At 69.6% G+C, this 23,081-nt stretch carries 19 protein-coding genes and 2 pseudogenes; 13 read left to right on the forward strand and 8 right to left on the reverse strand.

Annotation, left to right across the window (positions count from 1 at the left end; translation table 11 throughout):
• Nucleotides 1-170: 170 nt before the first annotated feature.
• From AC0685_RS08970 to AC0685_RS08990, 5 genes are all read right to left on the reverse strand, one after another.
• Nucleotides 171-1,016 carry a hypothetical protein gene (locus AC0685_RS08970; RefSeq protein WP_478225034.1) on the reverse strand — a complete coding sequence of 282 codons (846 nt, stop codon included), beginning with the start codon at nt 1,014-1,016 and terminating at the stop codon, nt 171-173.
• A gap of 256 nt (nt 1,017-1,272) precedes the next feature.
• A complete protein-coding gene (locus AC0685_RS08975; RefSeq protein WP_478225035.1) occupies nt 1,273-2,517 on the reverse strand; it encodes a hypothetical protein in 1,245 nt (414 codons plus the stop codon).
• A gap of 338 nt (nt 2,518-2,855) precedes the next feature.
• Nucleotides 2,856-3,161: a hypothetical protein gene (locus AC0685_RS08980; RefSeq protein WP_125680026.1), complete on the reverse strand. Its 306-nt coding sequence runs from the start codon at nt 3,159-3,161 to the stop codon at nt 2,856-2,858.
• Nucleotides 3,162-3,311: 150 nt separating this feature from the next.
• Entirely contained in the window at nt 3,312-3,599 is a 288-nt protein-coding gene (locus AC0685_RS08985; RefSeq protein WP_034304455.1) for a chorismate mutase, read from the reverse strand.
• Nucleotides 3,600-3,770: 171 nt separating this feature from the next.
• Entirely contained in the window at nt 3,771-4,190 is a 420-nt protein-coding gene (locus AC0685_RS08990) for a DUF1707 SHOCT-like domain-containing protein (RefSeq protein WP_478225036.1), read from the reverse strand.
• A 90-nt stretch (nt 4,191-4,280) separates the two neighbouring features.
• On the opposite strand from AC0685_RS08990, the gene pcrA reads away from it, so the two are divergent.
• Nucleotides 4,281-6,698 (forward strand): DNA helicase PcrA, encoded by a 2,418-nt coding sequence (pcrA, locus tag AC0685_RS08995; RefSeq protein ID WP_478225037.1) that lies wholly within the window; start codon nt 4,281-4,283, stop codon nt 6,696-6,698.
• Between the two features lie 663 nt (nt 6,699-7,361).
• On the opposite strand, the gene AC0685_RS09000 is transcribed toward pcrA, so the two are convergent.
• Complete coding sequence (locus AC0685_RS09000) at nt 7,362-8,048, reverse strand: M23 family metallopeptidase (RefSeq protein WP_340684684.1); 687 nt, start codon at nt 8,046-8,048, stop codon at nt 7,362-7,364.
• A 585-nt stretch (nt 8,049-8,633) separates the two neighbouring features.
• Between AC0685_RS09000 and AC0685_RS09005 the strand changes: the two genes are divergently transcribed.
• The 9 genes from AC0685_RS09005 to AC0685_RS09045 all read left to right on the forward strand — a co-directional run bounded on the left by AC0685_RS09005 (nt 8,634) and on the right by AC0685_RS09045 (nt 18,955).
• Nucleotides 8,634-10,475 carry a hypothetical protein gene (locus AC0685_RS09005; protein ID WP_478225038.1) on the forward strand — a complete coding sequence of 614 codons (1,842 nt, stop codon included), beginning with the start codon at nt 8,634-8,636 and terminating at the stop codon, nt 10,473-10,475.
• Nucleotides 10,472-10,831: a hypothetical protein gene (locus AC0685_RS09010; RefSeq protein WP_478225039.1), complete on the forward strand. Its 360-nt coding sequence runs from the start codon at nt 10,472-10,474 to the stop codon at nt 10,829-10,831. The genes AC0685_RS09005 and AC0685_RS09010 overlap by 4 nt, the downstream gene beginning before the upstream one ends.
• Nucleotides 10,832-10,948: 117 nt before the next feature.
• Entirely contained in the window at nt 10,949-12,118 is a 1,170-nt protein-coding gene (sucC, locus tag AC0685_RS09015; protein WP_126736646.1) for an ADP-forming succinate--CoA ligase subunit beta, read from the forward strand.
• A gap of 1 nt (nt 12,119) precedes the next feature.
• Nucleotides 12,120-13,007, forward strand: coding sequence for a succinate--CoA ligase subunit alpha (sucD, locus tag AC0685_RS09020; RefSeq protein WP_005165134.1), 888 nt, complete (start codon nt 12,120-12,122; stop codon nt 13,005-13,007).
• 308 nt (nt 13,008-13,315) lie between these two features.
• Entirely contained in the window at nt 13,316-14,125 is an 810-nt protein-coding gene (locus tag AC0685_RS09025; protein WP_478225040.1) for a DUF5336 domain-containing protein, read from the forward strand.
• Nucleotides 14,126-14,268: 143 nt separating this feature from the next.
• Nucleotides 14,269-15,693, forward strand: a complete 1,425-nt coding sequence (locus tag AC0685_RS09030) for a cell division protein PerM (protein WP_478225041.1) — start codon at nt 14,269-14,271, stop codon at nt 15,691-15,693.
• A gap of 76 nt (nt 15,694-15,769) precedes the next feature.
• Nucleotides 15,770-16,387, forward strand: coding sequence for a phosphoribosylglycinamide formyltransferase (gene purN, locus AC0685_RS09035; RefSeq protein WP_478225042.1), 618 nt, complete (start codon nt 15,770-15,772; stop codon nt 16,385-16,387).
• Nucleotides 16,384-17,946, forward strand: coding sequence for a bifunctional phosphoribosylaminoimidazolecarboxamide formyltransferase/IMP cyclohydrolase (gene purH, locus AC0685_RS09040; RefSeq protein ID WP_478225043.1), 1,563 nt, complete (start codon nt 16,384-16,386; stop codon nt 17,944-17,946). The genes purN and purH overlap by 4 nt, the downstream gene beginning before the upstream one ends.
• 235 nt (nt 17,947-18,181) lie before the next feature.
• Complete coding sequence (locus AC0685_RS09045) at nt 18,182-18,955, forward strand: hypothetical protein (RefSeq protein ID WP_478225044.1); 774 nt, start codon at nt 18,182-18,184, stop codon at nt 18,953-18,955.
• On the opposite strand, the gene AC0685_RS09050 is transcribed toward AC0685_RS09045, so the two are convergent.
• Nucleotides 18,952-19,656, reverse strand: a complete 705-nt coding sequence (locus tag AC0685_RS09050) for an SRPBCC family protein (RefSeq protein ID WP_478225045.1) — start codon at nt 19,654-19,656, stop codon at nt 18,952-18,954. The two genes, AC0685_RS09045 and AC0685_RS09050, sit on opposite strands and share 4 nt — an antisense overlap.
• Nucleotides 19,657-19,836: 180 nt before the next feature.
• Here AC0685_RS09050 and AC0685_RS09055 point away from each other — a divergent pair.
• The 3 genes and pseudogenes from AC0685_RS09055 (at nt 19,837) to AC0685_RS09065 (ending at nt 22,121) form a co-directional block, all read left to right on the forward strand.
• Nucleotides 19,837-20,323 (forward strand): annotated as a pseudogene (locus tag AC0685_RS09055) (pyridoxamine 5'-phosphate oxidase family protein).
• A 2-nt stretch (nt 20,324-20,325) separates the two neighbouring features.
• Nucleotides 20,326-20,722: pseudogene (locus AC0685_RS09060) on the forward strand (VOC family protein).
• Nucleotides 20,723-20,780: 58 nt separating this feature from the next.
• Nucleotides 20,781-22,121 carry a DUF6351 family protein gene (locus AC0685_RS09065; protein WP_478225046.1) on the forward strand — a complete coding sequence of 447 codons (1,341 nt, stop codon included), beginning with the start codon at nt 20,781-20,783 and terminating at the stop codon, nt 22,119-22,121.
• On the opposite strand, the gene pip is transcribed toward AC0685_RS09065, so the two are convergent.
• Nucleotides 22,118-23,065: a prolyl aminopeptidase gene (gene pip / locus AC0685_RS09070; protein WP_478225047.1), complete on the reverse strand. Its 948-nt coding sequence runs from the start codon at nt 23,063-23,065 to the stop codon at nt 22,118-22,120. The genes AC0685_RS09065 and pip overlap by 4 nt on opposite strands.
• Nucleotides 23,066-23,081: the final 16 nt, after the last annotated feature.

Genomic DNA, 23,081 nt, shown 5'->3' on the forward strand with positions numbered 1-23,081 from the left:
GCGGTGCGGCCTTCAGCACGCCACAGCGTTGGAGCGTATGCACATGTAGTGGTCTGTGTGCCGGCTTTTCCGAGACCGACTCGTGATAAGGCTAGGCGCTCACTCTGCGCACACACACGCGGCACACTCTGATCGCCCTGGGTGGAGGGCTGTTACACGCGCGGTGTCCGTCACATGTGCTGCGCGGACAGCAGGCGCGCGTCGGTGATCAGGCCGGAGGTCTCGTCGGCGAATTCCAGCACCTGCGTGACCCGCAGCAGGCCGCCGTCCGGGTTGCGCATGGTCACGACGGCGAGGATGGTGCCGTCGGCCTGTTCCCGGACGTCCTGGATCTGGATGGCGTCCATGGCGCTCCACGCCTCGATCAGCTTGCCCGCTTCGGATTCGGCCAGCACCGGCGTGATCAGCGACATCGCGCCGTACGGATCGGCGTCGACGGTCTGGTAGAACTTCCGGACCGCGTCGATCTTGTCCTCGGCCGTGCTGACCGCGGCGGGCTTGGCGGCAGGCTGCGAGCTGGTGCTGCTGGACGACGAGCCCTGCGGCGGGAGCGAGCCCGAGCCGGTGCCTGAGGACGGCTGGGGCCTCGCGCTGCTGCCCGACGACGTCGGCGTCTCCTGCTTCCGCTGCGGCTCGGTGGAGTCCGGGACGGCGAGCCCGCCGAGCGCGGCTGCTCCGCTCATCACCTCGGGTACGGCGGCAGCCGGCACGGTGCCCTGCGGCTGTGTGCCCGCGAGCACGCCCGCGGTGACGACGGCGCCCGCGACCAGGAGCCCGGCGGCGACCAGGCCTGCCAGCTTCGCCCGCCGGATGGCGCGGCTTTCCGGCTCGTCCACCTCGGGTTCGGGCCGCGGTGGCCGCTCTTCGCGGGCACGCGCGGGAACGAACTTCTGCGGCTCGCGGAAGACCTGCTCGAGGTACTCGCGGTCGACGCGGGTGTCGTTCAGGATCTCTTCCGGGATGACGTCCTCGACACGTACGGCGTCCTCCCGCCGTATGCGCTGTCGATCAAGCACGAAATTCCTCGCTCTGGTCCGGGGCAGGCGCTGGGCCGTTCGGCCCGACGCCTCTGGTCCGCGCGGCCGTCTTCTGAACGGTGCGGACCCTGCCGTCGTCAGGTAACCCTGTGCGGACGGTCCACGGCCAGACTCCATCGCCGGAATGCCGTCGCGATACGACGAACGGCAGCTTAGGTCACCCACCCGGACCAGGGATGACCGCTCGGCGCACCGCACGTGCAGAGGAACAGGACACTTGCACGTGCGCGGTCGCCTACATGCCGTCGTCGACGATCTTGTCGTCGTCGCCGAAGGTGAACGTACGCTGCTCCATGGTCTTCGTTCCGTCTTTGTGAGTGACCTCGACGGTGTTGACCGTGACGCCGCGGCGCTGGTCGATGCTGACCTTCTTCACCTCGAAGTAGGCGACATCGCGGTAGCGGTCCCGGAGGCCCTCCGCGCCTTCTTCGCGCAGGCCGCCGGAGGTCACCGAGGACGCCTCTTGGGGGTTCGTGGTAACCGAGTTGAGGAAGAGCTCGGTGTTGTCGCCCATCGCCTGCGCGTCCGGCTGCGACGCGTACCAGGGGGCCGGCGTGGTGGTGCGGTTGGCCGGGACGACTGGCGGCTTCTGCGGCCGATCGCTCGACGGCGGCGCGGGCCGCCCGGACGTCGCCGGCCCGCTCGAGTCGGGCCGCGACGAGCCGGTCCCGGCGCTTTCGCTGTCGGAGGGGGTGCCGGAATTGGCGGCACTGCGGTCGTCCCTGGTGGAGGACTCCGTCTCGGATTCGGACGGATTGCCCGCCGCGCCCCCCTGCGGCGGCGTGGCCGGATGGCCGGCGAGACCGTCCTGAGTCAGCGGGCTGCCACCGCGGTAACCGGGCCAGCCGCCCTGGCTCTGCTGCTCCGGGAGGGGTTTGCCGACCAGATACGAACCGGCGAAGAGCAGGCCGACCACGACCAGCGCGGACGCCGCCGCCGCGAACCAGGCGGCCTTGCGCCAGGTCTTGGGCGGAGTCACCGAAGCGGGCACCGAACCGAGGTCGAAGGTGCTCAGACCGTCGACAGGCGGGGCTAGGTAGACACGGACGTCTTCGTTGTCGTCGACCTCCACCGGCTCGGGACGGCGGGGAGCGGGGGCGGTCAGCGTCACCTTCGTGCGCTGGGCGGCCTTCGCGCGCCGTTCCTCGGCGGGAGGCGGGACGGGTTCGGTGAACGAGACCTCGACGCGGGCCGGGCGGACTGGGGGCTCTACGGGGACCTCGCGAGCGGGCTGGGGGAGCGGCAGACGGCCGCTCGATGGGGCGTAGCCGGGGCCCGGCGCCCTCCTGTCCCGCGGCGGCGGCAGGGGAAGGGAACCGGTGGCGGGCGGGGCGAACTCGCGGTGCGCGTGATGCCCCTGCCCGCCTGCGCGCTGCCCCCGCGGCGGCACGGCGGGAGTCCAGCCTTCGGTACCGCCCGCCCGGTGGCGGCCCGCTTGCGTGGCGCCGTTCCGTCCCTGGTGTTCCGCCCAGCCGTTCATGTCCGAGCGACCCCCTCGCAGGCCGGCCCTGACGGCGATGTGACACCGGTTAAGCCGAACGGAGCAGCGGGTTCACGGGATCCCTCGCTTGCAGACTCCCAAGCAGTCTCGTGAGCAAATGCACGCGCATACGACTGGGGGCGCGCGGGGCCATCGCCCCCGCGCGCCATACGGGCATCGCCCGACCCAGACGCAAGGGTCCACACGAGGACCACACTAAAAGTTCGACACCCGCAAGTCTTCACCCGCTCTGCAAGTTGCAGATGTTTCACTCGGTCGGGCGCGGCCGAACGGGCCTCGGTGACGTTACGGAGTGCTATCGGCGCTGGTGAGGCCGTTCAGTTGCCGCTGCGGTACTTCTGCTGGGTCGACTGCAAGGCTTTCGTGGCCGTGATCCCGCTACCCGCTGCAAGCAAAATGGCGATGACGTCGAGCGTCGTTCCCCCACTCGTGAGCAGCCAGGCGAAAAGCGACGCGGCGGTGGTACCCGCCGCGATCGGCCAGCGCGTCTTGACGTACTGGGCGATGGGGGTGCCGCCCGCGCGCTTACCCGCCGCGTTGTTCAGCATGGCGAGATAGCCCAGATGGCCCAGCGCGGCGAGCACACCGGCGATCGCGATCACGACGGCGATGAGGTTAATCATGTGTCCAGTTTGCCCTGTCCCGGGCCGTCGTGGCTCGGGGAACACCCTGAGTTCCGCCTCACGGCACTGGATCGTGACGTGGCCGGATCGCGTTTAGCCCGCTAAACGCGATCCGGGTGCGTCGCGGGAGCAAGGGACCTTTGCTACCACTTACCGTCCCAGCCTGCCCCGCCCGAGGTTGAGCAGCGCCATCGCCAGTTGCCGCCCCTCCGGCCCGAGCTCGCGGTAGCGCGCGAGCACGTCCATCTCGCGGTTGTAGACGATCCTGGTGCCGCCCGCGGCCATCCTGGCCGCACCGATCGTCTTGGAGACTTCGACGCGGCGTTTGACCAGCCGCAGGATCTCGCCGTCGAGGAAGTCGATCTCCTTGCGGAGCTCGCCGATCTCTTCGGCGGTGGCGGTGGGTTCTTCGGCGTCCGGCTTCTGTGTGGTGCTCATCGGGACCTTTCTTCGGTCCGGATTCCCTGCTGGCCCCCGGAACAGCGTAAAGCCCCGGGGTCCGTGGACTCCGGGGCTTCGGGTGATGGCATTCGCGGCACTATGCGATCACGGGAGCCGGAGTCCGGGTCCCGTAAAAAAATCGCGTCGCGTGGTGCCGCATGCCGGTCATTATGCCACAGCGATGCCGTCCTCCGGCTTGAAGCGGCGGCGCGCTCCGCGGACACGGGCGTGCACGAGGACGCCCATGGCCAGCCAGAACATCGGCATCGCGGGCCAGAAGAACGGCGCCCCCGAGGCCGTCCATCGGACGACCAGCAGCATCGAAAGCACGACGGCGACCGCGAGATGGATCCGCACCGCTGGATGCCCGAAGGCGACCAGGCGCCGCTTCGGCGCGGGTTTCGGCAGATCCGAAGTGAGCGCGACGAGATCGTCCGTGTATTCGGCGGAATACACAGCGCTCAGCCGGTCTTCCACTTCTTCGAGAGTGAGACGGCCTTCACCGCCGGCGGCCTGGATGCGGGTGGCGACCCGCTCCCTGTCGACGTCGGCGGCCCTGAGCCGGGAGGGAATTCCGTTGGTGTCCATGGCATCCGATCCTCCGCCGCGAACACCGCTCGCGCGTCGGACGGCAGGCGTCAACACCGCCTACGCCCGGCGCTGTAGCGTGGACCGGCGATGAACACCCTCTTCGATCTCCCAGCGGACGGTCCGGCCAAGTCCCGGCACTCGGACCTGCTCGACGACCTGAACCCGGCACAGCGCGAGGCCGTGACCCATGCGGGCTCGCCGCTGCTGGTCGTCGCGGGCGCGGGTTCCGGCAAGACCCGGGTGCTGACCCGGCGGATCGCGTACCTGCTGGCCGAACGGGACGTGCACCCCGGCCAGATCATGGCGATCACGTTCACCAACAAGGCGGCCGCGGAGATGCGGGAGCGGGTGAGCGACCTCGTCGGTTCTGGCGCGCGCGCCATGTGGGTGTCGACGTTCCACTCCATGTGCGTGCGGATCCTGCGCCGTGAGGCCAAAACGCTGGAGATGTCGTCGAGTTTCTCCATCTACGACTCGGACGACACGAAGCGGCTCATCACCCTCGTCGCCCGCGATCTCGACATCGACCCGAAGAAGTACGCGGCGCGCACGCTGGCCGTGCACATCTCGAACCTCAAGAACGAGCTGATCGATCCGGAGACGGCGGTCGCCGACGCGGGCAACGACCTCGAACGCCGCGTCGCCGAGGTCTACGTCGAGTACCAGCGGCGGCTGAACCAGGCCAACGCGTTCGACTTCGACGACCTCATCATGCGGACGGTCGAACTCCTGCAGCGGTATCCGGACGTCGCCGAGTACTACCGGCGGCGGTTCCGGCACGTGCTGGTCGACGAGTACCAGGACACGAACCACGCGCAGTACACGCTGGTCCGCGAGCTGGTGGGCACCGAGGCGAACGAGGCCGGGATCGAGCCGGCCGAACTCTGCGTCGTGGGTGACGCGGACCAGTCGATCTACGCCTTCCGCGGCGCGACGATCCGCAACATCGAGGAATTCGAACGCGACTTCCCGAACGCGCGGACCGTGCTGCTGGAACAGAACTACCGCTCGACCCAGACGATCCTGAACGCGGCGAACGCGGTCATCGCGCGAAACCCCAACAGGCGCGCGAAGCGGCTGTGGACCGATTCCGGTGACGGCGAGAAGATCGTCGGCTACGTGGCGGACAACGAGCACGACGAAGCGGCGTTCGTCGCGGGCGAGATCGACGCGCTGGCGGACAAGGGCGAAGCGGACTATTCCGACGTCGCGGTCTTCTATCGCACCAACAACCAGTCCCGTGTCTTCGAAGAGATCTTCATCCGCTTGGGCCTGCCGTACAAGGTCGTCGGCGGGGTGCGGTTCTACGAACGGCGCGAGGTCCGCGACATGCTCGCGTACCTGAGGGTGCTGGCGAACCCGGAGGACACGGTCAGCCTGCGCCGCATCCTCAACGTCCCCAAACGAGGCATCGGCGACCGCGCCGAAGCGGTCATCGCGACGTACGCCGAGCGCGAGCGGATCTCGTTCGCGCAGGCGTTGCGCGGCGCGGTCAACGGCGAGGTGCCGCTGCTGAACCCGCGCTCCGCCAAGGCGATCACCGGTTTCGTCGAGTTGATGGACGAGCTCGGCGAGGTCGTCGAGAGCGGCGCGGAAGTCGCCGACATCCTCGAAGCGGTCCTGGAGCGCACGGGCTACCGCACGGAACTCGAGGAGTCCGAAGACCCGCAGGACGCGTCGCGGGTGGAGAACCTGACGGAACTCGTCACCGTCGCGCGGGAGTTCACCGAATTCACCACGGAGGTCGCCGGTCCGGACGGCGAACTCCCCGAAATCGACACCGCGGACCCCGGTGTGCCGGAGCCGGGTTCGCTGCCCGCCTTCCTGGAGCGGGTCTCGCTGGTGGCGGACGCGGATTCGGTCCCGTCGCCCGACGGCGGCGACGATAGCGGCGAGGGGCACGACGCGGGCGTGGTCACGCTGATGACCGTGCACACCGCGAAGGGCCTCGAATACCCGGTCGTCTTCGGAACGGGCTGGGAAGACGGAATCTTCCCGCATATGCGCGCGCTCGGTGACACGACCGAACTCGCCGAAGAGCGACGGCTCGCCTACGTCGCGATCACGCGGGCGAGGAAGAGGCTGTACGTCTCCCGTTCGATGGTGCGCTCCGCCTGGGGCCAGCCGCAGATGAACCCGGCCTCGCGGTTCCTCGACGAGCTTCCCGCGGACCTGGTCGATTGGCGCAGGCTCGCGCCTTCCTCGTCCTCCGGCGGTTTCGGTTCGTCGGGTGGATCGCCGCGTGCCGCGACGACCTGGGGGAGCCGCGGCGGTGGCTCGTCGCCTTCGAGGTCGGCGAGCACGAGCCCGTTCGGCAAGGGTTGGAAGGACACCGTCGCGCTCAAACTGGACGTCGGCGACAGGGTCAGCCACGACAAGTACGGGCTCGGGACCGTCGTCGCCTGCGACGGCGCGGGCCCGCGGGCCACGGCGACGATCGACTTCGGCGCCGCCGGCAAGGTCCGGCTGATGCTCATCGGCAGCGTCCCGATGGTCAAACTCTAGCCCTGACCTGCGGTTTCTTCGCCGCGCACGAAAACTGTCGGACCCCTCCCGTATACCTGTGCCATCGAACACGAGTTCGATGCGCTGGGGTAGGCTGGATGAGCCGGTGTGCCCCCGATGAGGAGGAGGGGGCACACGGTGTGGACGGGGTCTTGTTTGGGGTTCTCTCGAGTGGGGTACTCGAGTACTTGCGGGGTGTTGAAGAAGGGGCGGGGACGGATCGGGGTCCGGAACCGCCGGAAGTGCTCAGGCTGGTCGCGGCCTGGCGCGCGTTACTGCGGACACACGAACCGGACGGGGCCGGACGGTGCGTCGTATGCGGTCACGCGCGGCGATGGCTGTTCGGGCCGCGGCCAGCCGGGTGCCGAACTTTTTTCCGGGGACTTTTCGCCGGATGGCGGCCGATCGAACGGCGCCCGGCCGGTCTCTGCACGGTCTGGCAGATCGCCGTGGGGTACTTCGTCCGGAAGTTGGCCGACGGCGTCGCTTTAGGGCATTGAGGGCCCGAAAGAGGGCACGCGCTCCGCGGTGGATGGCCTGCGACGCTTCCCGATGTCTTCGAAGGGGGAAGCGGAGGCCTTGAAGGCGCGCCAGAGCGTCGTTGCCCGGCGCGCCCTTGTCGCGGGCGGGGTCACCGGTGTGGTGAAGGGGACTGCGGCAGGATCAGCCGACGCTCACGCCACGGGCGGCGAGCCACGGGCGCGGGTCGATCTTCTTCGTGCCGTTCTGCCACACCTCGAAGTGCAGGTGCGGGCCGGTGCTCTGACCACGGTTGCCGACCTCGGCGATCTCCTCGCCGCACTTGACCTTCTGGCCTTCGCGGACGGAGAACGAGTTCATGTGGCCGTAGACGTGGATGGTGCCGTCGGCGAGCTGAACCTTGACCCAGAGGCCGAAACCGCTGGCCGGGCCCGCTTCGACGACCGTGCCGTCGGAGGCCGCGACGATCGGCGTGCCGATCGGGGCCGCGATGTCGATGCCGAGGTGGCTCGTGCCCCACCGGGCACCGAAGCCCGAGGTGAAGGTGCCCTTGGTCGGCATGCAGGTCTTGGGCCGCTTGGCCTCTTCTTCGGCCTTGCGGGCCGCTTCGGCCTCGCGCTTGACGCGGGCCTGGGTGATGCTGTTGTTCTCCGAGAGCTTCTGGGCTTCGGCGGAGGCGTTCGTCGACTGGCTCGTCGGCAGCAGCTCGGGGGCGCCACCACCGGCTCCGCCGCCGAGGGCGAACGAGGCGCTCGCGTCCTGGGTGCTGGCCAGCGGGGTGACGGCGGCGTCGGAGGATTCCGAAACGGACTTCAGGGTCTGCCCGGCAGCGGCGGCCGCGAAGGCGCCGGCAGCGACGGCTGCGACCACGACACGACCGCGAAGGGCCGAGGACGGGGGCGACAGGCGGTGCGAGCCCCGGACGCGAACGACCGCACCATCGAGTGCGTTCTCGAGCGCCGGGGAAGGAGCTTGGCCGCCGGGGGAGCGGTGTGAAGCCAAGACGGGGCCTTCCGTGTTCGGGGAGTCGGATCAAGAGCCCGGGCGGGGGATCCCGGTGAACGACCTCGGGGGTGGTTCGTTCGATGCTCTCATTCGTGATCTGACTGTAATGGGGACCCCGGGACAGTAACGAAGCGGCACCCCGATCAGCAAGATCTGGCGGCGCTCTCGGCCGATCGGGCGACGGTGATCTGGCCGTTGTCCAGTGAGGATTACCCAAAGTTAGACCAGGTTTACTCACAACCGTGTGACTTGCGTTACAAGATCAGAGGGCCGTTCGGGGGTACCGGAGGGCCGGAAAGAAGGCAAACGAGGGAAATAAGTGGTTGCACGACGGTGTTGAAGCAGGTTTACCCGGACCCGGCCCTTCAGTGGCCTGGTCGAGCGCCGATGAGACCTGGGGCGCCCCTGCTGCGGGGCCCCGCCGACCCTGGCTTGCTAGCGTCGCCGTCGATGACTTCGCGCTCACGGCACCCTGGCGACTCCGCCGGGCAAGCCGACCCCGGTACCGCGTCCGCCGAACTTCTCCGGAGCGAACCGGGCTCCCGCCCGCGAGCGCTCCTGCTGTCGGCGGGGTTGGTGTCGGCCGGTGCGGTCGCGCTGGCCGCCGGCGCGCTGCTGCCCGTCATCCAGGGCGGTTCGCCTGGTTTCACCGCCGCTCCCCTGCTGGTCGTGCTGGCCTTGGCGCCCGCGGCGGCCGTGCTCTACGCGGTGGTCACCGGCCGCTCCGGGCTCACGGCGGGTCTGGTGCTCGGGCTCACCGCGCTCGCGCCCGGACGGCTGCTGCTGGACCTGCAGCTGCTCGCCGACGGGTCCCTCGCCGCGCGTCCGGAACTGTTCCTCGCCGACAGGCTGCTCGCGCTGCCTCCGGCGGGGCCGGGGCTGTGGCCGCTGGTGGCGGGTCATCTGCTCACGCTCGCGGCCGGGGCGTTCGCCGCCGGGGCCGCTCGCGACGAGGCGGAACTGGCGGGTGAACTCGACGGACGGCGCCGCTGGCGGCTGCTCGGCCCCGTACTCGGCGTGGCGGGCGGGGTCGGCTTGCTGCTCGCGCCGCTCGGTTCGGGCAACGCTTACCTCCTGGCCAAGAACGCCTTCGAAGGCCCGACCGTCGCGATGGCCGGGTACCTGTTGCTCGCGGCCTTGCTCCCGCTGACCGTGCTCGTGGCGGTGAGTTCGCCCTCGGCCGGGGTCGGCAAGGGCGGATTCGCCGGAGCGGGGCTGGCGGTGCTCGCGGTCGGTGTCCCGCCCGTGATCGCGGGGCTGGTCGTGGACCGGCTTTCGGTCGCGCCGGGTTCGGTGGTCGTGACCGTCGCGGGCCTGGCGCTCGTGGGCCTTGCCTTCACGCGGTTCGACGTCGCGGAAGCGGGCGAGGCCGTCACCGGCGACCTGGCGGGCGAGGCCAAGCTGCCGGGGCTGTTCTGGTGGCGGCTGGCCACCGGTGGGCTGGCGCTGCTCGCCGCCGCGGCCGCGGTCGCGGGGGCGCTGGCCCCGGTACTGAAGGCCAACGGTCCGACGCCGGTACCCGAGACTCCGGCGCGCTGGCTGCTGCTCGGCGCCGCGGTCGTGCTCGCCGTGCCCGCGCTGTTCGTCTTCGTACCGCGGCTCTCGGCGTTCGCGAGGGGAGTCGTCGCGGCCACGTGGGCGGGTGTCGTCCTCGCGGGCGCGGCGGTGCTGAGCGCGGCCTTGTCCGTGACCGAGGACAAGGCCGTGGACCCGGCGCTGTTCGGAGTCGATCTGCCGTTACCGCTGCCGGACAAGGTCGGCTTCTCGGCGGGTCCCGGGGTCACGTGGACGTTCATCGCGCTCGTGCTGGCGGCCGTGGCCGCGCTCGCGGCGGTGATCACCGGCGTCGTGGAGCGTGACGTCTCCGACGACGACGCGGAACTGGACACCGGCCTGGACGGAACGCGGGCGAGGGGGAACGTGCTCACCCCGCTCGTCGCGGCGGCGGTACTGGCGATCGCCGCGTTCGGCACGCCGGTGTTCACCGCGCCCGGCTACGCCGCCCCCGGGCTGTGGTCGGACTTCGGCGCGGCGTCGTGGGGCCTGCTCGGCGCGCTCGCGGTCGTCCTCGGCCTGTACGCGCTCGTCCCGCGTTCACGGCCGGCCGCGGCGGCGTCCGCCTTGGCCGGGGCCGCGCTGGTGCTCGGCCTGCGTGCGGCGGAACTTCCGCTCGTCGGCTCGGAGTACGACGGCTCCTCGGCCGGGATCGGGTTTTGGCTCGCGCTGGCCGGCGCCGTCGTCACCCTCGTCACGGCCGGGATGGCCGTCGCGGGCGCACGGCGGGCCGGATGACGCGCCGTCTTCTGCGGGTCGTGCTGGCCGAGTTCGACGTGGAGGAAGGTGCCGCGGTCGCTCTCGGGCGGTTGCTGCGTGACGACGGCGTCGAGGTGGTCTACGTCGGTCGCCTCGACACGGTCGACCAAATGGCCAGGACGGTCGAACAGGAGGACCCGGACATCCTCGGCGTCCTGTGCGGCGCGAACGAACCGGAAGGATTGGCCGAAGCCGTGCCGGGCGTTCTCCTCTTCGCGGTCGGTAACGGCCCGAGCGGGTTCGAGAACGCCTTCGAAAGCCTGGAAAACGCGGCGAACTGGGTCTCCGGTGTGCGGTCTCACACCGTGGAAACACCGTCTGACCGCGTACGGTGACCGACTTCACCAGGTGCGGAGTCCCCTGCTTCTGCGCAGGTCGCTAACCTCGACTGGTCCGACAGCGCGGTCCGGCAACGGACCACCACAGTGGCGTGTCGTCAGGAGACTGGAGTAGTGGACCTCTACGAATACCAGGCGAGGGATCTCTTCGCCGCCCACGGAGTACCGGTTCTGCCGGGTGCCGTGGCAAACACCCCCGAAGAAGCCAAGGCCACCGCCGAGAAGATCGGCAACCAGGTCGTCATCAAGGCGCAGGTCAAGACCGGCGGCCGCGGCAAGGCGGGCGGCGTCAAGCTGGCCCAGACGCCGGATGAGGCCGCCGAGAAGGCCGAGGCGATCCTCGGCCTGGACATCAAGGGCCACATCACGCGTCGCGTGCTGGTGGCCGAAGCCTCGGACATTTCCGAGGAGTACTACTTCTCCTTCCTGCTGGACCGTGCGAACCGCACCTTCCTCGCGATGGCTTCCGCCGAAGGCGGCGTGGAGATCGAGCAGCTGGCCGTCGAGCGTCCCGAAGCGCTCGCGAAGATCCCGGTCGACGCGATCGCCGGTGTCGACAAGGCGAAGGCCGTCGAGATCCTGACCGCGGGCAAGTTCCCGGAGAAGGTCGTCGACGAGGCCGCCGACGTCGTCGTGAAGCTCTGGGAGACCTTCGTCTCCGAGGACGCCACGCTGGTCGAGGTCAACCCGCTGGTCCGTGACCCGCAGGACAAGATCATCGCCCTCGACGGCAAGGTCACCCTCGACGAGAACGCCTCGTTCCGTCAGCCGGGCCACGAGGCCCTGGTCGACAAGGACGCGGAGAACCCGCTCGAGGCGAAGGCCAAGGCCAAGGACCTCAACTACGTCAAGCTCGACGGCGAGGTCGGCATCATCGGCAACGGCGCGGGCCTCGTGATGTCCACGCTGGACGTCGTGGCGTACGCGGGCGAGAAGCACGGCGGCGTCAAGCCCGCCAACTTCCTCGACATCGGTGGCGGCGCTTCGGCCGAGGTCATGGCGGCCGGTCTGGACGTCATCCTCAACGACACCGACGTGAAGAGCGTCTTCGTCAACGTCTTCGGTGGCATCACCGCTTGCGACGCGGTCGCGAACGGCATCGTCGAAGCGCTGAAGATCCTGGGCGACGAGGCCACCAAGCCGCTCGTCGTGCGGCTGGACGGCAACAACGTCGTCGAGGGACGTCAGATCCTGGCCGACGCGAACCACCCGCTCGTCACCGTGGTGGACACAATGGACAACGCGGCCGACAAGGCCGCCGAGCTCGCCGCGGCAGGTGCGTGAGATGTCGATCTTCATCAACGAGAACAGCAAGGTCATCGTCCAGGGGCTCACCGGCTCCGAGGGCATGAAGCACGCGACCAAGATGCTGAAGTCCGGCACGAACATCGTGGGTGGCGTCAACGCCCGCAAGGCAGGCCAGACCGTCTCCATCGAGGGCAAGGACCTCACCGTGTTCGGCACGGTCGAGGAGGCCATCAAGGAGACCGGCGCCGACGTTTCGGTCATCTTCGTGCCGCCGAAGTTCGCCAAGGACGCGGTCATCGAGGCGATCGACGCCGAGATCCCGCTCGCCGTGGTGATCACCGAGGGCATCCCGGTGCACGACTCGGCCTACTTCTGGGCGCACGCGGTCGCGACGGGCAACAAGACCCGCATCATCGGGCCGAACTGCCCCGGCGTGATCAGCCCCGGCAAGTCGAACGCGGGCATCATCCCGGCCGACATCACCGGTGCCGGCCCGATCGGTCTCGTGTCGAAGTCGGGCACGCTGACCTACCAGATGATGTACGAGCTGCGTGACATCGGTTTCTCGACCGGTGTCGGCATCGGCGGCGACCCGGTCATCGGCACGACGCACATCGACGCCCTCGAGGCGTTCGAGGCCGACCCCGAGACCAAGGTCATCGTGATGATCGGCGAGATCGGTGGCGACGCCGAAGAGCGTGCCGCGGCCTACATCAAGGACAACGTGACCAAGCCGGTCGTCGGCTACGTCGCGGGCTTCACCGCGCCCGAGGGCAAGACCATGGGCCACGCCGGCGCCATCGTCTCCGGTTCCTCCGGCACGGCCGCCGCCAAGAAGGAGGCCCTCGAGGCCGCCGGCGTCAAGGTCGGGAAGACCCCGAGCGAGACCGCCGTCCTGGCGCGCGAGCTGTACAACAGCCTCTGATCCTTCGGAGACTGAGCTTTCCCCGGCGGGCCGGGCACCTTCACCGGTGCCCGGCCCGCCTCTTTGCGCCCGGATCGCGTTTAGCCCGCTGAACGCACGTCGGGGCGGACCTGCGTTTAGCCCCCTAATCGCGATCCGGTCGTCGCCGAGGGGTTCCGCACGGAACCCGACCGGGTGTAGAGACGTCTCAGAGCCCGAGGCGTGGGGTGTCCGCGTGTGCGCTAGCGTTCGAGCATCACAGCCGCCTCGTTTGTCCCGGGAGTCCCGCGCGCCCCGGGGTGCCGGTCGAACGACAGGAGAGCATTCGGATGTCCTATCCCAGCGGTGGGCCCGGCTACCCCCAGCAGGGTGGCGGCCAGCAACACCCCAACCCCGGCTCGGGAGCCTTTCCTCAGCAGCAGGCGCCGTCGCAGGCGACTCCGCTGAACCTGGCGTTGCTGCTCGCGCTCGCCGTGACCGTTCTCGGCCTGGTGCAGTTCTTCATCGGTTTCTCCGACGAGGCCGACGCCGCCGGGCAGATCTCGGTCTTCCTCCTGGTCAGCGGTCTGCTCGCGGCCTTGCACGCGCTGCCGCGCGGTCCGAAGACACTGCCGTTCGCCGCGTTGTTCAGCGTCCTCGGCGCGTTCGGAGCGCTGGATCTGGTCATCGGCTACGGGAGTGGTCGTGAGGATGTCTCAGTCCCCGGCATCCTCACCGTGGTGCTGATCCTCGGCATCCTGCAGATGCTGGTCGCGGTCGCCGCGCTGCTGTTCGAGCACGACGTCATCAAGCTGCCCGTCGCGAAGCCGCAGCAGCAGGCGCCGCAGGCCCCGTACAGCCAGCAGTTCCCGCAGCAGGGCCCGCAGGGTCCGTTCGGCCAGCAGGGTCAGCAGGGCCCGGCCGCCACGCAGGTCCAGCCGTTCCCCGGTTCGGGCCAGCAGGGGCAGCAGCAGGGTGAGCAGTCCGGTCCGTACTCGCAGCCGGGCGGGTTCCAGCCGCCGGTCACGCAGCCGCCGGGCCAGCAGGCCACGACGTACGCGCCGCAGCAGGGCCAGTTCTTCCAGCAGCCGCCGTCCTCCTCGTCGGAGTCGGGTCAGAACCCGGGCACGCCGCCCGGCGGTTTCGGTCAGCAGAGCTGACCTCTCGCACGAAAAAGCACCCGCTGTGACTCTCTGTGTCACAGCGGGTGCTTTTCTTTTCCGGGTTACCCGACCGGGTGGGTTGGGCCACGTGCGCCGACCGGCGGCGGCGTGCCTCACCCGGACGGCCCAGTCCGGATGTCATGGTGCGGTTCATGAAGCTGCTCACCCGCGACGAACGCCCGCCGGGCGAAGAGCCGGTGAGCGACCTCGTCCCCGAGCTGGAGGTCTCCAGGGCGAAGCGGGTTCGTGTGTTGCTCGCGGCGGCCTGCGCGCCCCTGTTGTTCTCCTTCACCGCCATCGCGGCCGTCCTCGCGGTGGTTTCGTTCGCCGCCGACCGGTCCCGGTTCTCCGCCACCGGCGCCCTGCTCGCCGCCGGCCCCGGCTGGCTCGCCTCGTGGCAGGTGGAACTCGACCTCGGTGGTCATCCGCTCGGCGTGCTGCCGCTGCTGCCGACGCTCGTCGTCGGCTGGCTCGTGGCGAGGGCGGCCGCGCGCGCCGCCCGCCGGAGCGGCGGCCGGACCCCGGCGGACGCCATTCCCGTGGTGACGGTGATCGCCGGCGCCCACGCCCTGTTCGGTGTGCTCGTCGCCCTGCTGGCGGGCGGATCGCCGGTCGACGTGAACCCGCTGACCGCTTTCTGCGTACCGGGCCTCCTCGCCGGACTCGCCGCCATCGCGGGGGTCGCCAAGGCCTGCGGGCTGCCTGCCGAGGTGCGGGACCGGTTCGATCCGGTGGCGGTCCAAGGCCTGCGGGCGGGCGCGCTCGGGCTCGCCGCGTTGATCGCCTGCGGCGCCGTGGTGTTCACCGCGGCCACCGCGCTTTCTTGGTCCACTGTGGACAGTCTGTTCGAGCCGGGATTCGGTGCGAGCTTCGGCCTGTTGGTGCTTTCCGTCGCCTACCTGCCGAACGCGGTCGTCGCCGCGCTGTCGTTCACCACCGGGCCGGGGTTCTCGGTCGGTTCGCTGACCGTCGGCATGTTCGGCTACCAGGAAGGCAAGCTGCCCGGGGTGCCGCTGCTGGCGGGGATCCCGTCGCACCACGCGGTCTGGTGGCCGGCGTTGCTGCTCCTGCCCGCGCTGGTCGGCGCGCTGGTCGGCTGGCGGATCCGCGCGATCGACGAGGATCCGATGCTGCGGATGAGGGCGGTCGCCGTCGCGGGCGCGTTCGTCGCGTTCGGCTGTGTCATCCTCGGGACCCTTTCCGGTGGCAGGCTGGGAGACGGGCCGTTCGATCCGGTCAGCGTGCCGGTCGGGGTCGCGTCGGTGATCGCCTTCTGCTGGATCGTCGTCCCCGGTGGGTTCGTCGCGTTCTTCGCCGGAGCGCACGACGCCCCCGAACCGCCGGGCGAACCCGAGGTCGAGGAAGACCTCGTCGAGCCGGAAGAGGATGAACCGGCGGAGGAAGAAACCGAGCCCGAAGCCGAAGAGCCGGCGGAGGACGTCGACGAGACTCCTGCCGAAGACGAGCCGGACGCGGAGCCGGAAGACGAGCCCGAGCAGGACGTCGCTGTGACCGACTCCACCGAGGGGTCCGTCGACGAAAGCGCCCCCGGTGACGACCGTTAGGGTTGTCGCGACCAGGTGAAGCGCCGTACGCCCGAGTGCGTACCGCCGTGGCAAGGAGCCCGTTCTGGCTAGTCGGTTGGACCTGCCCACTCCGGTGAAGCTCGTCGTCCTCGCGTCCGGTTCCGGCACGCTGCTGCAAGCCGTGCTCGACGCGGTCGAAAAGCCGAACTTCCCGGCGAAGGTGGTCGCCGTCGGAGCGGACCGCGCCGGGATCGAGGCGCTCACCCGGGCCGAACGCGCCGGCGTGCCGTCGTTCGCCGTGCGGATGGCCGATCACCCGGACCGCTCGGCGTGGGACAAGGCGATCACCGAATCCGTCGCCGCCTACCAGCCGGACCTGGTCGTCTCGGCCGGATTCATGAAGATCCTCGGCGCCGAATTCCTCGCGCGGTTCCCCGGCCGCGTGATCAACACACATCCGGCGTTGCTGCCATCGTTCCCCGGCGCGCACGCCGTGGCCGACGCGCTGGCGATGGCCGTCAAGGTCACCGGGTCGACGGTCCATTTCGTCGACGCCGGAGTCGACACCGGGCCGATCATCGCGCAGGAGCCGGTGATCGTGGAGCCCGACGACGACGAGCACGTCCTGCACGAGCGGATCAAGGCCGTGGAACGCAGGCTCCTGGTGGAAACGATCGAAAAACTCGGCCGGAGCGGGTGCGCGGTCGAGGGACGAAAGGTGAGGTTTTCGTGAGTACCGCACAGGGACAGCGTCCCGTCCGGCGCGCGCTGATCGGCGTCTCCGACAAGGCCGGCCTGCTCGAACTCGCCACCGGGCTGCACGCGGCGGGTGTCGAGATCGTGTCGACCGGCGGCACGGCGAAGGTCATCGCGAACGCCGGGGTGCCGGTGACGCCGGTCGAAGAGGTCACCGGGTTCCCGGAGTCCCTCGACGGCCGGGTCAAGACGCTGCACCCGCGCGTGCACGCGGGCCTGCTCGCCGACCGTGAGCGCCCGGAGCACGTCGAGCAGCTCAAGCAGCTCGACATCGCGCCGTTCGACCTGCTCGTGGTCAACCTGTACCCGTTCACGCAGACCGTTGCGTCAGGTGCGAGCCCCGAGGACTGTGTCGAGAACATCGACATCGGCGGCCCGGCGATGGTGCGCGCCGCGGCGAAGAACCACAACAGCGTCGCCGTCGTGGTCGACCCCTCCCGTTACGAGTGGGTGCTGGAGCGCGTCGCCGCCGGTGGTTTCGAGCTGGCCGACCGCAAGCGGCTCGCCGCGCAGGCCTACGCGCACACCGCGGCCTACGACACCGCAGTCGCATCGTGGTTCGCGAACGTCTACGCGCCCGCGGACGACTCCGGTTTCCCGGACTTCACCGGCGCTTCGTGGGAGCGCGGCGACGTGCTGCGCTACGGCGAGAACCCGCACCAGAAGGCCGCGCTGTACAAGCACTGGCGGCCGGGCCTCGCGCACGCGGAACAGCTGCACGGCAAGGCCATGTCGTACAACAACTACGTCGACACCGACGCCGCGCGCCGTGCCGCCTACGACTTCGAGGCCCCGGCCGTCGCGATCATCAAGCACGCCAACCCGTGCGGGATCGCGGTTGGCGAGGACATCGCCGAGGCGCACCGGAAGGCGCACGCGTGCGACCCGGTTTCGGCCTACGGCGGGGTGATCGCGACCAACCGGCCGGTGAGCCGCGAGGCCGCCGAGCAGATCTCCGAGGTGTTCACCGAGGTCGTCCTGGCGCCGGACTTCGACGCCGAGGCGCTGGAGATCCTGCAGCGCAAGAAGAACGTGCGGCTGCTGAAACTGCCCGCGATCACGTCGCCGGATCCGATCGAGTTCCGGCCGATCTCCGGCGGCATGCTGGTTCAGACCGTCGACACGATCGCCGCCGAGGGCGACGACCCGGCGAACTGGACCCTGGCGACCGGCGCGCCCGCCGACGAGCGGACGCTGGCCGACCTCGAGTTCGCGTGGCGTTCGCTGCGCGCGGTGAAGTCGAACGCGATCCTGCTGGCGAACGAGGGCGCGACCGTCGGCGTCGGCATGGGCCAGGTGAACCGGGTCGATTCCTCGCGGCTCGCGGTTTCGCGTGCGGGAGAGCGGGCGAAGGGCTCCGTCGCCGCGTCGGACGCCTTCTTCCCGTTCCCGGACGGGCTCGAGGTCCTGCTGGAGGCCGGCGTCCGCGCCGTCGTCCAGCCGGGTGGCTCGATCCGCGACGCCGAGGTCATCGCCGCCGCCGAGGCCGCCGGGGTCACCCTTTACCTGACCGGCACACGCCACTTCGCCCACTGACGCAGACCTGCGTTTAGCGGGCTAATCGCGATCCGGCCACGGACCTGCGTTTAGCCCCCTAATCGCGATCCGGGTGCCCGCGACGGGACCACGGCATTCCCGGTGCCCGGCCCCGGCCGTCGTGCCATGCTGGCCGCAGATCGCGTTTAGCCCGCGAAACGCAGGTCCGGGCGCGTGTCGCCTTTAGCGGGCTAAACGCGATGCGGACGTACGCGAATCGGTAGGGGGAGGATCGGTGCACCAGCCGCCGCAGGGGTACGGCCAGGGGCCGGGTTACGGCCCGCCACCTGGGCAGGGAGGTCAGCCGGGCTACGGGCAGCAGCCGGGTTACGGCCCGCCCCAGCCCGGGTACGGTCCGCCGCCCGGGTACGGTCCGCCCGGCTACGGGCCGCCGCCCAAGAAGAAAAAGACCGGGCTGATCGTCGGCCTGATCGTGGGCGGCGTCGTGCTACTCGGGCTGGGCATCCCTGGCGGCATCTTCGCGTCCGAGTACTACTCGTCGGTCGGCAAGGCACCGGTCTCGCAGCAGCCGCCCGCCGAGTGCTCCCTCTCCCCGGAGACCCTGAACAAGACGTTCACCAGCAGCTTCCAGGGCGTCCGCGACAACGAGTTCAAAGCGGGCGAGATAGTCACCAAGCAGCAAGGCTGTTCCTGGCTGCCGCCGGAGAGCGACAACGTCCACGACCGCGCCCTCCAGGTCATGGTGTACCGCTACGAGGGGCCGGACGCCGAGAAGCGCGCGTCGGAGTCTTCCACCGGGTCGGCCGCGCCGTCCGAGCGTCAGCAGCAGGTGCAGGGCATCGGGGAGAAGGCGGTTCTCGTCTCCCTCGACACCGACAGCGCCTTCAGCGGCGCGGAGCTGCGGGTCACCCAGGGCGTGTACGTCGTCATCGTCACCTACAAAGGATGGGACAAAGGGTTCTTCACGAACTCGCCGATCCCGCCCGCGGAGTCCGCCGAAGTGGCGAAGTCCGTGGGCGCCGAGCTCGTGAAGAACCTGCCCCGCTAGGCGTACAGGTCGTTCAGCCAGGCCGTCCACGCCTTCGCGGCCTCGTCCGCGTCGGCGTCTTCGGCGAACAGGTGGTGCCCGATGCCGACAGGCCAGCCCCAGACGTTCCGGCCGTAGAAGCGGTACAGCGCGTCTTCGGTCCGGACGCCGATGAAGGCCGGTGTCAGGTAGTCGACGACGCCCTCGACGCCGGGGACATCGAGATACACCCGGTCGCCCACGGCCTTCGCGCCTATCACCGCCCGGACCGCCTCGAACGCCTTCGGAGCCTTCGACGCTTCGGGGGCGTCGGCCTTGAAGTACTTCGCCTGACGCCGGTTGAAGTGCTTCAGGTACTCGCCCAGCGAGTGGTAGTAGAACGATGTGTGCTGCCGGCACGCGTCGTATTCGACGTCCCAGTCGTCGAGGACGGTGGTGTGTTCGTAGCGCAGATACGTGCCCCCGTCCTTCGGTTCGAGGACGTATTCGAGCGTGTTGAACCAGCCGCTCTCGTCTTCCGCGTAGGTGACGAAGCGCTGTGACGGCTTCCAGACGGTGACCATGCCGCCGTCGGGGGTGAGGCCGGACTCGGCGCCGCCGTCGCGGGGTTCGTACTGGATCGGCCAGAGCCAGCCGCCGCTGCCCGTGGTGATCGCGGCCCAGGTGTCCGCGGGTGTGGTGGGGAGGAAGCCCTCGAAGCGGACCTCGGATTCCTTCGCCATTTCTGTCCCTCTCTCGCTGCCTTTACAAGAGCGACGCCTGGCCAGGGGCGCTTTCGACAACCGGATCGCGTTTAGCCCGCTAAAGTCGATGTGATGCATGTCACATTCTGGAGTGTCGAAATGCGCCGGGCAGCGACGTCCCTGGGGAGTCCGCGAAGACGACGGCCCGAGGAGAGCGACATGCGGCAGAACACGATCGACGAGATCCTGAACCGCACACTCAGCCAGGAACTCCTGGCCCATGACCTGGCCCGCCTGGCCTACACCGCGCTCGACGGCACGCCGCGCGCGATCCCGATCGGCATCCACTGGAACGGCACGGAGATCGTCATGTGCACCTCGACGAACGCCACGAAGCTGCCGGCGCTGCGCCGCAGCCCCGCCGTCGCGCTGACGATCGACACCGAATCGCACCCGCCGAAGATCCTGCTCCTGCGTGGCACCGTCGAACTGGGATTACGTCGACGGCATCCCCGATGAGTACCTCCAGTGGAACGGCACCTACGAGATGACGCCCGAGCAGCGGGTCGAATGGGAGGAAAACGTGCGGTCGCTCTACGACGGCATGGTCCGCATCGTGCTGACCCCGACCTGGGTCAAGCTCATCGACTTCGAGACCGCCCTGCCTTCCGCCGTCGAGGAGCTCATCCGCCGGAAGAGTGCCTGAACATGACACTCAAGAAGCTGGAACACGTCGGTGTCGTGGTCCACGATCTCGACGCGGCCAAGGCGTTCTTCACCGCGCTCGGTCTCGAACTGGAAGGCGAAGCGTCGCTCAAGGGCGACACGGTCGCCGGACGGTCACGGCGGCCTGGAACTGATCAAGTACCACACGCCGGAGGGGCCGGAAGCCGATCCGCGCGCGCCGATGAACACACCCGGCATCCGCCACTTCGTGTTCTCGGTGGAGGACATCGACGACGTCCTCGATCGCTTGCGGCCGCATGGCGGCACGCTCGTCGGCGAGCTGGTGCGGTACGAGGACAGCTACCGGCTCTGCTACGTCCGCGGTCCGGAGGGGATCGTCGTCGAGCTGGCGGAAGAGCTCGTACGCCGGGAAGCGTAGACGAGAAGCCGCGTCTCGACGGATTCCCGCGAAGCCTTGCGCTGTCAGCATTTCCACCATGACCTTGACAGGAATCCTGGCCGCCGCGCTGATCGTCACCGGCGCGCCCGCCATCGTGACGGACGACGTCCGCGTGCGCACCGGGGCGATCGACGGCGCCCGGTACCGGGTCGAGGTGCCGTCGAACTGGAACGGCAAATTACTGCTGTACAACCACGGCATCTACCCGCCGGGCTACGTGCCCGAGGAGATCGAGCTCGCCAACCGGGAGGAGGCGAAACCCGTTCTCCTCGGCGAGGGTTATGCGCTGGCCGCGTCGCTCTACAGCAAGCCGCACGGTTTCTCGGCCCGCGAAGCCGTTCACGACCAGACGGCGCTGCTGTCCTGGTTCGACCACGCCTTCGGACGTCCGGAGCAGGTGCTCACCTGGGGAGCTTCCGGCGGTGGGCTCAACGCGGTCCTGCTATCCGAGCGGCTTCCGCACCGGATCGACGGCGTGCTGGCGATGTGCGGTCCCGTCGCGGGCGGGGCCGCGGTGTTCGGCCAGGCGCTCGACCTGGGGTTCGCGGTCCGGACGCTGCTGGCGCCGGAACTGGAGGTCGCCCGCATCGCCGACCCGCGGGCGAACCTCGCGAAAGCCCGTCAGGTGGTCGCGACGGCGCTGGAATCACCCGATGGACGGGCGCGGCTCGCCCTCGCCAACGCGTTCGCCGACGTCCCCGGCTGGTCGACGGCGCATCATCCCCGATCCACCGATGTCGCCGCACAGATCCGCCAGCAGACGGAATTCGTTCTGGCCGTCTACGACCAGCTGTCCTGGGGCGCGCACCGAGCTGATCTGGAGGTGCGGGCGGGCGGGAACCCGACCGGGAACACCGGAGTGGACTACCGCGACATGCTCGCCCGGTCCAGTGAACGTGACCTGGTGAAACAGGCTTACCGTGAGGCCGGCCTGGACCTCGGCGCCGACTTGGCCGCGCTTGCCGAAGCGCCCCGGGTCAAGGCCGACAACGCCGCCTCCCGATGGCTCACCCGCGTCGGGACGCCGACAGGACGTGGCCGTCCGCCCGTCGTCACGCTGCATCCGATCGGCGACGGCGTCGCCCCCGAACACGAGCGGACCTACGGCGACCGTGTCGATTCCGGCCTGATCCGGCAGCTGTTCGTGAACCGGGGCGGCCACTGCCAGCACACCGCCGCCGAGGAACTGACGGCGTTGCGCGTGCTGCGGAACCGCGTCGAGACCGGCCGCTGGCCGTCGATGTCACCCGAGCGGTTGAACGCCGAGGCGAACCGGTTCGGCCCGGAGTTCCGCTTCCTCTATGACTGGCTGCACGGTGAAGGGGGCACCGCCGCACCCGCGTTCCGGCGGTACCACCCGGCTCCGCTTCCTCGCTAGGGCTGAGCGCGGAACCGGTCCGTCGCCGCCAGCAACGCGGCCAGGATGCCGGGCTCGTCGTACACGTGCCCGGCATCCGGCACGATCACCAGTTCCGACTCCGGCCACGCCTTGTGCAGGTCCCACGCGGAAACCGCGGGCGTGGCGAGGTCGTACCGCCCCTGCACGATCACGCCGGGAATGTCCTTCAGCACGGCGGCGTTTCGGATCAGCTGTCCCTCTTCGAGCCACCCGTTGTGCACGAAATAGTGGTTCTCGATGCGCGCGAACGCCAGCGCATACTCCGGCACGGCGAAATCCGCCACCAGTTCGGGCCGGGGGAGCAGCGTCCCCGTCGCTCCCTCCCAGGTGCTCCACGCGACGGCGGCGGGCCCGTGCACCGCGGGGTCGGGGTCGGCGAGCAGCTTCGCGTACAGCTCGACGGGATCGCCGTCGAGCCCGGCGATCGGCGCCGTGAACTTCTCCCACAGATCCGGGAAGACGTTCGCCGCACCACCCCGGTAGTACCAGTCCACTTCGGACGAACGCAGGGTGAAGACCCCGCGCAGCACCAGTTCCGACACCCGTTCCGGGTGCTTCTCGGCGTACGCCAACGCCAGCGTCGACCCCCAGGACCCGCCGAACACCTGCCACCGCGAGATGTCCAGCGACTCCCGCAGGCGTTCCATGTCGTCGACGAGATGCCAGGTCGTGTTCGACGAAAGATCACCCGACACCGAAGCGTGCGGCAGCGACCGCCCGCATCCGCGCTGGTCGAACAGGATTATCCGATAGGCGGACGGGTCGAACAGCCGGCGGTGCGACGGTGAGCAGCCGCCGCCGGGCCCGCCGTGCAGGAACACCACGGGCTTGCCGTCGGGGTTCCCGCATTCCTCCCAGTACACGAGGTTGCCGTCTCTGGTGTCCAGGTGGCCTGACGCGTGGGGCTCGATCTCCGGGTACATGGGCCTATCGTCGGAC

This window comes from Amycolatopsis sp. NPDC043889, from assembly GCF_056435645.1.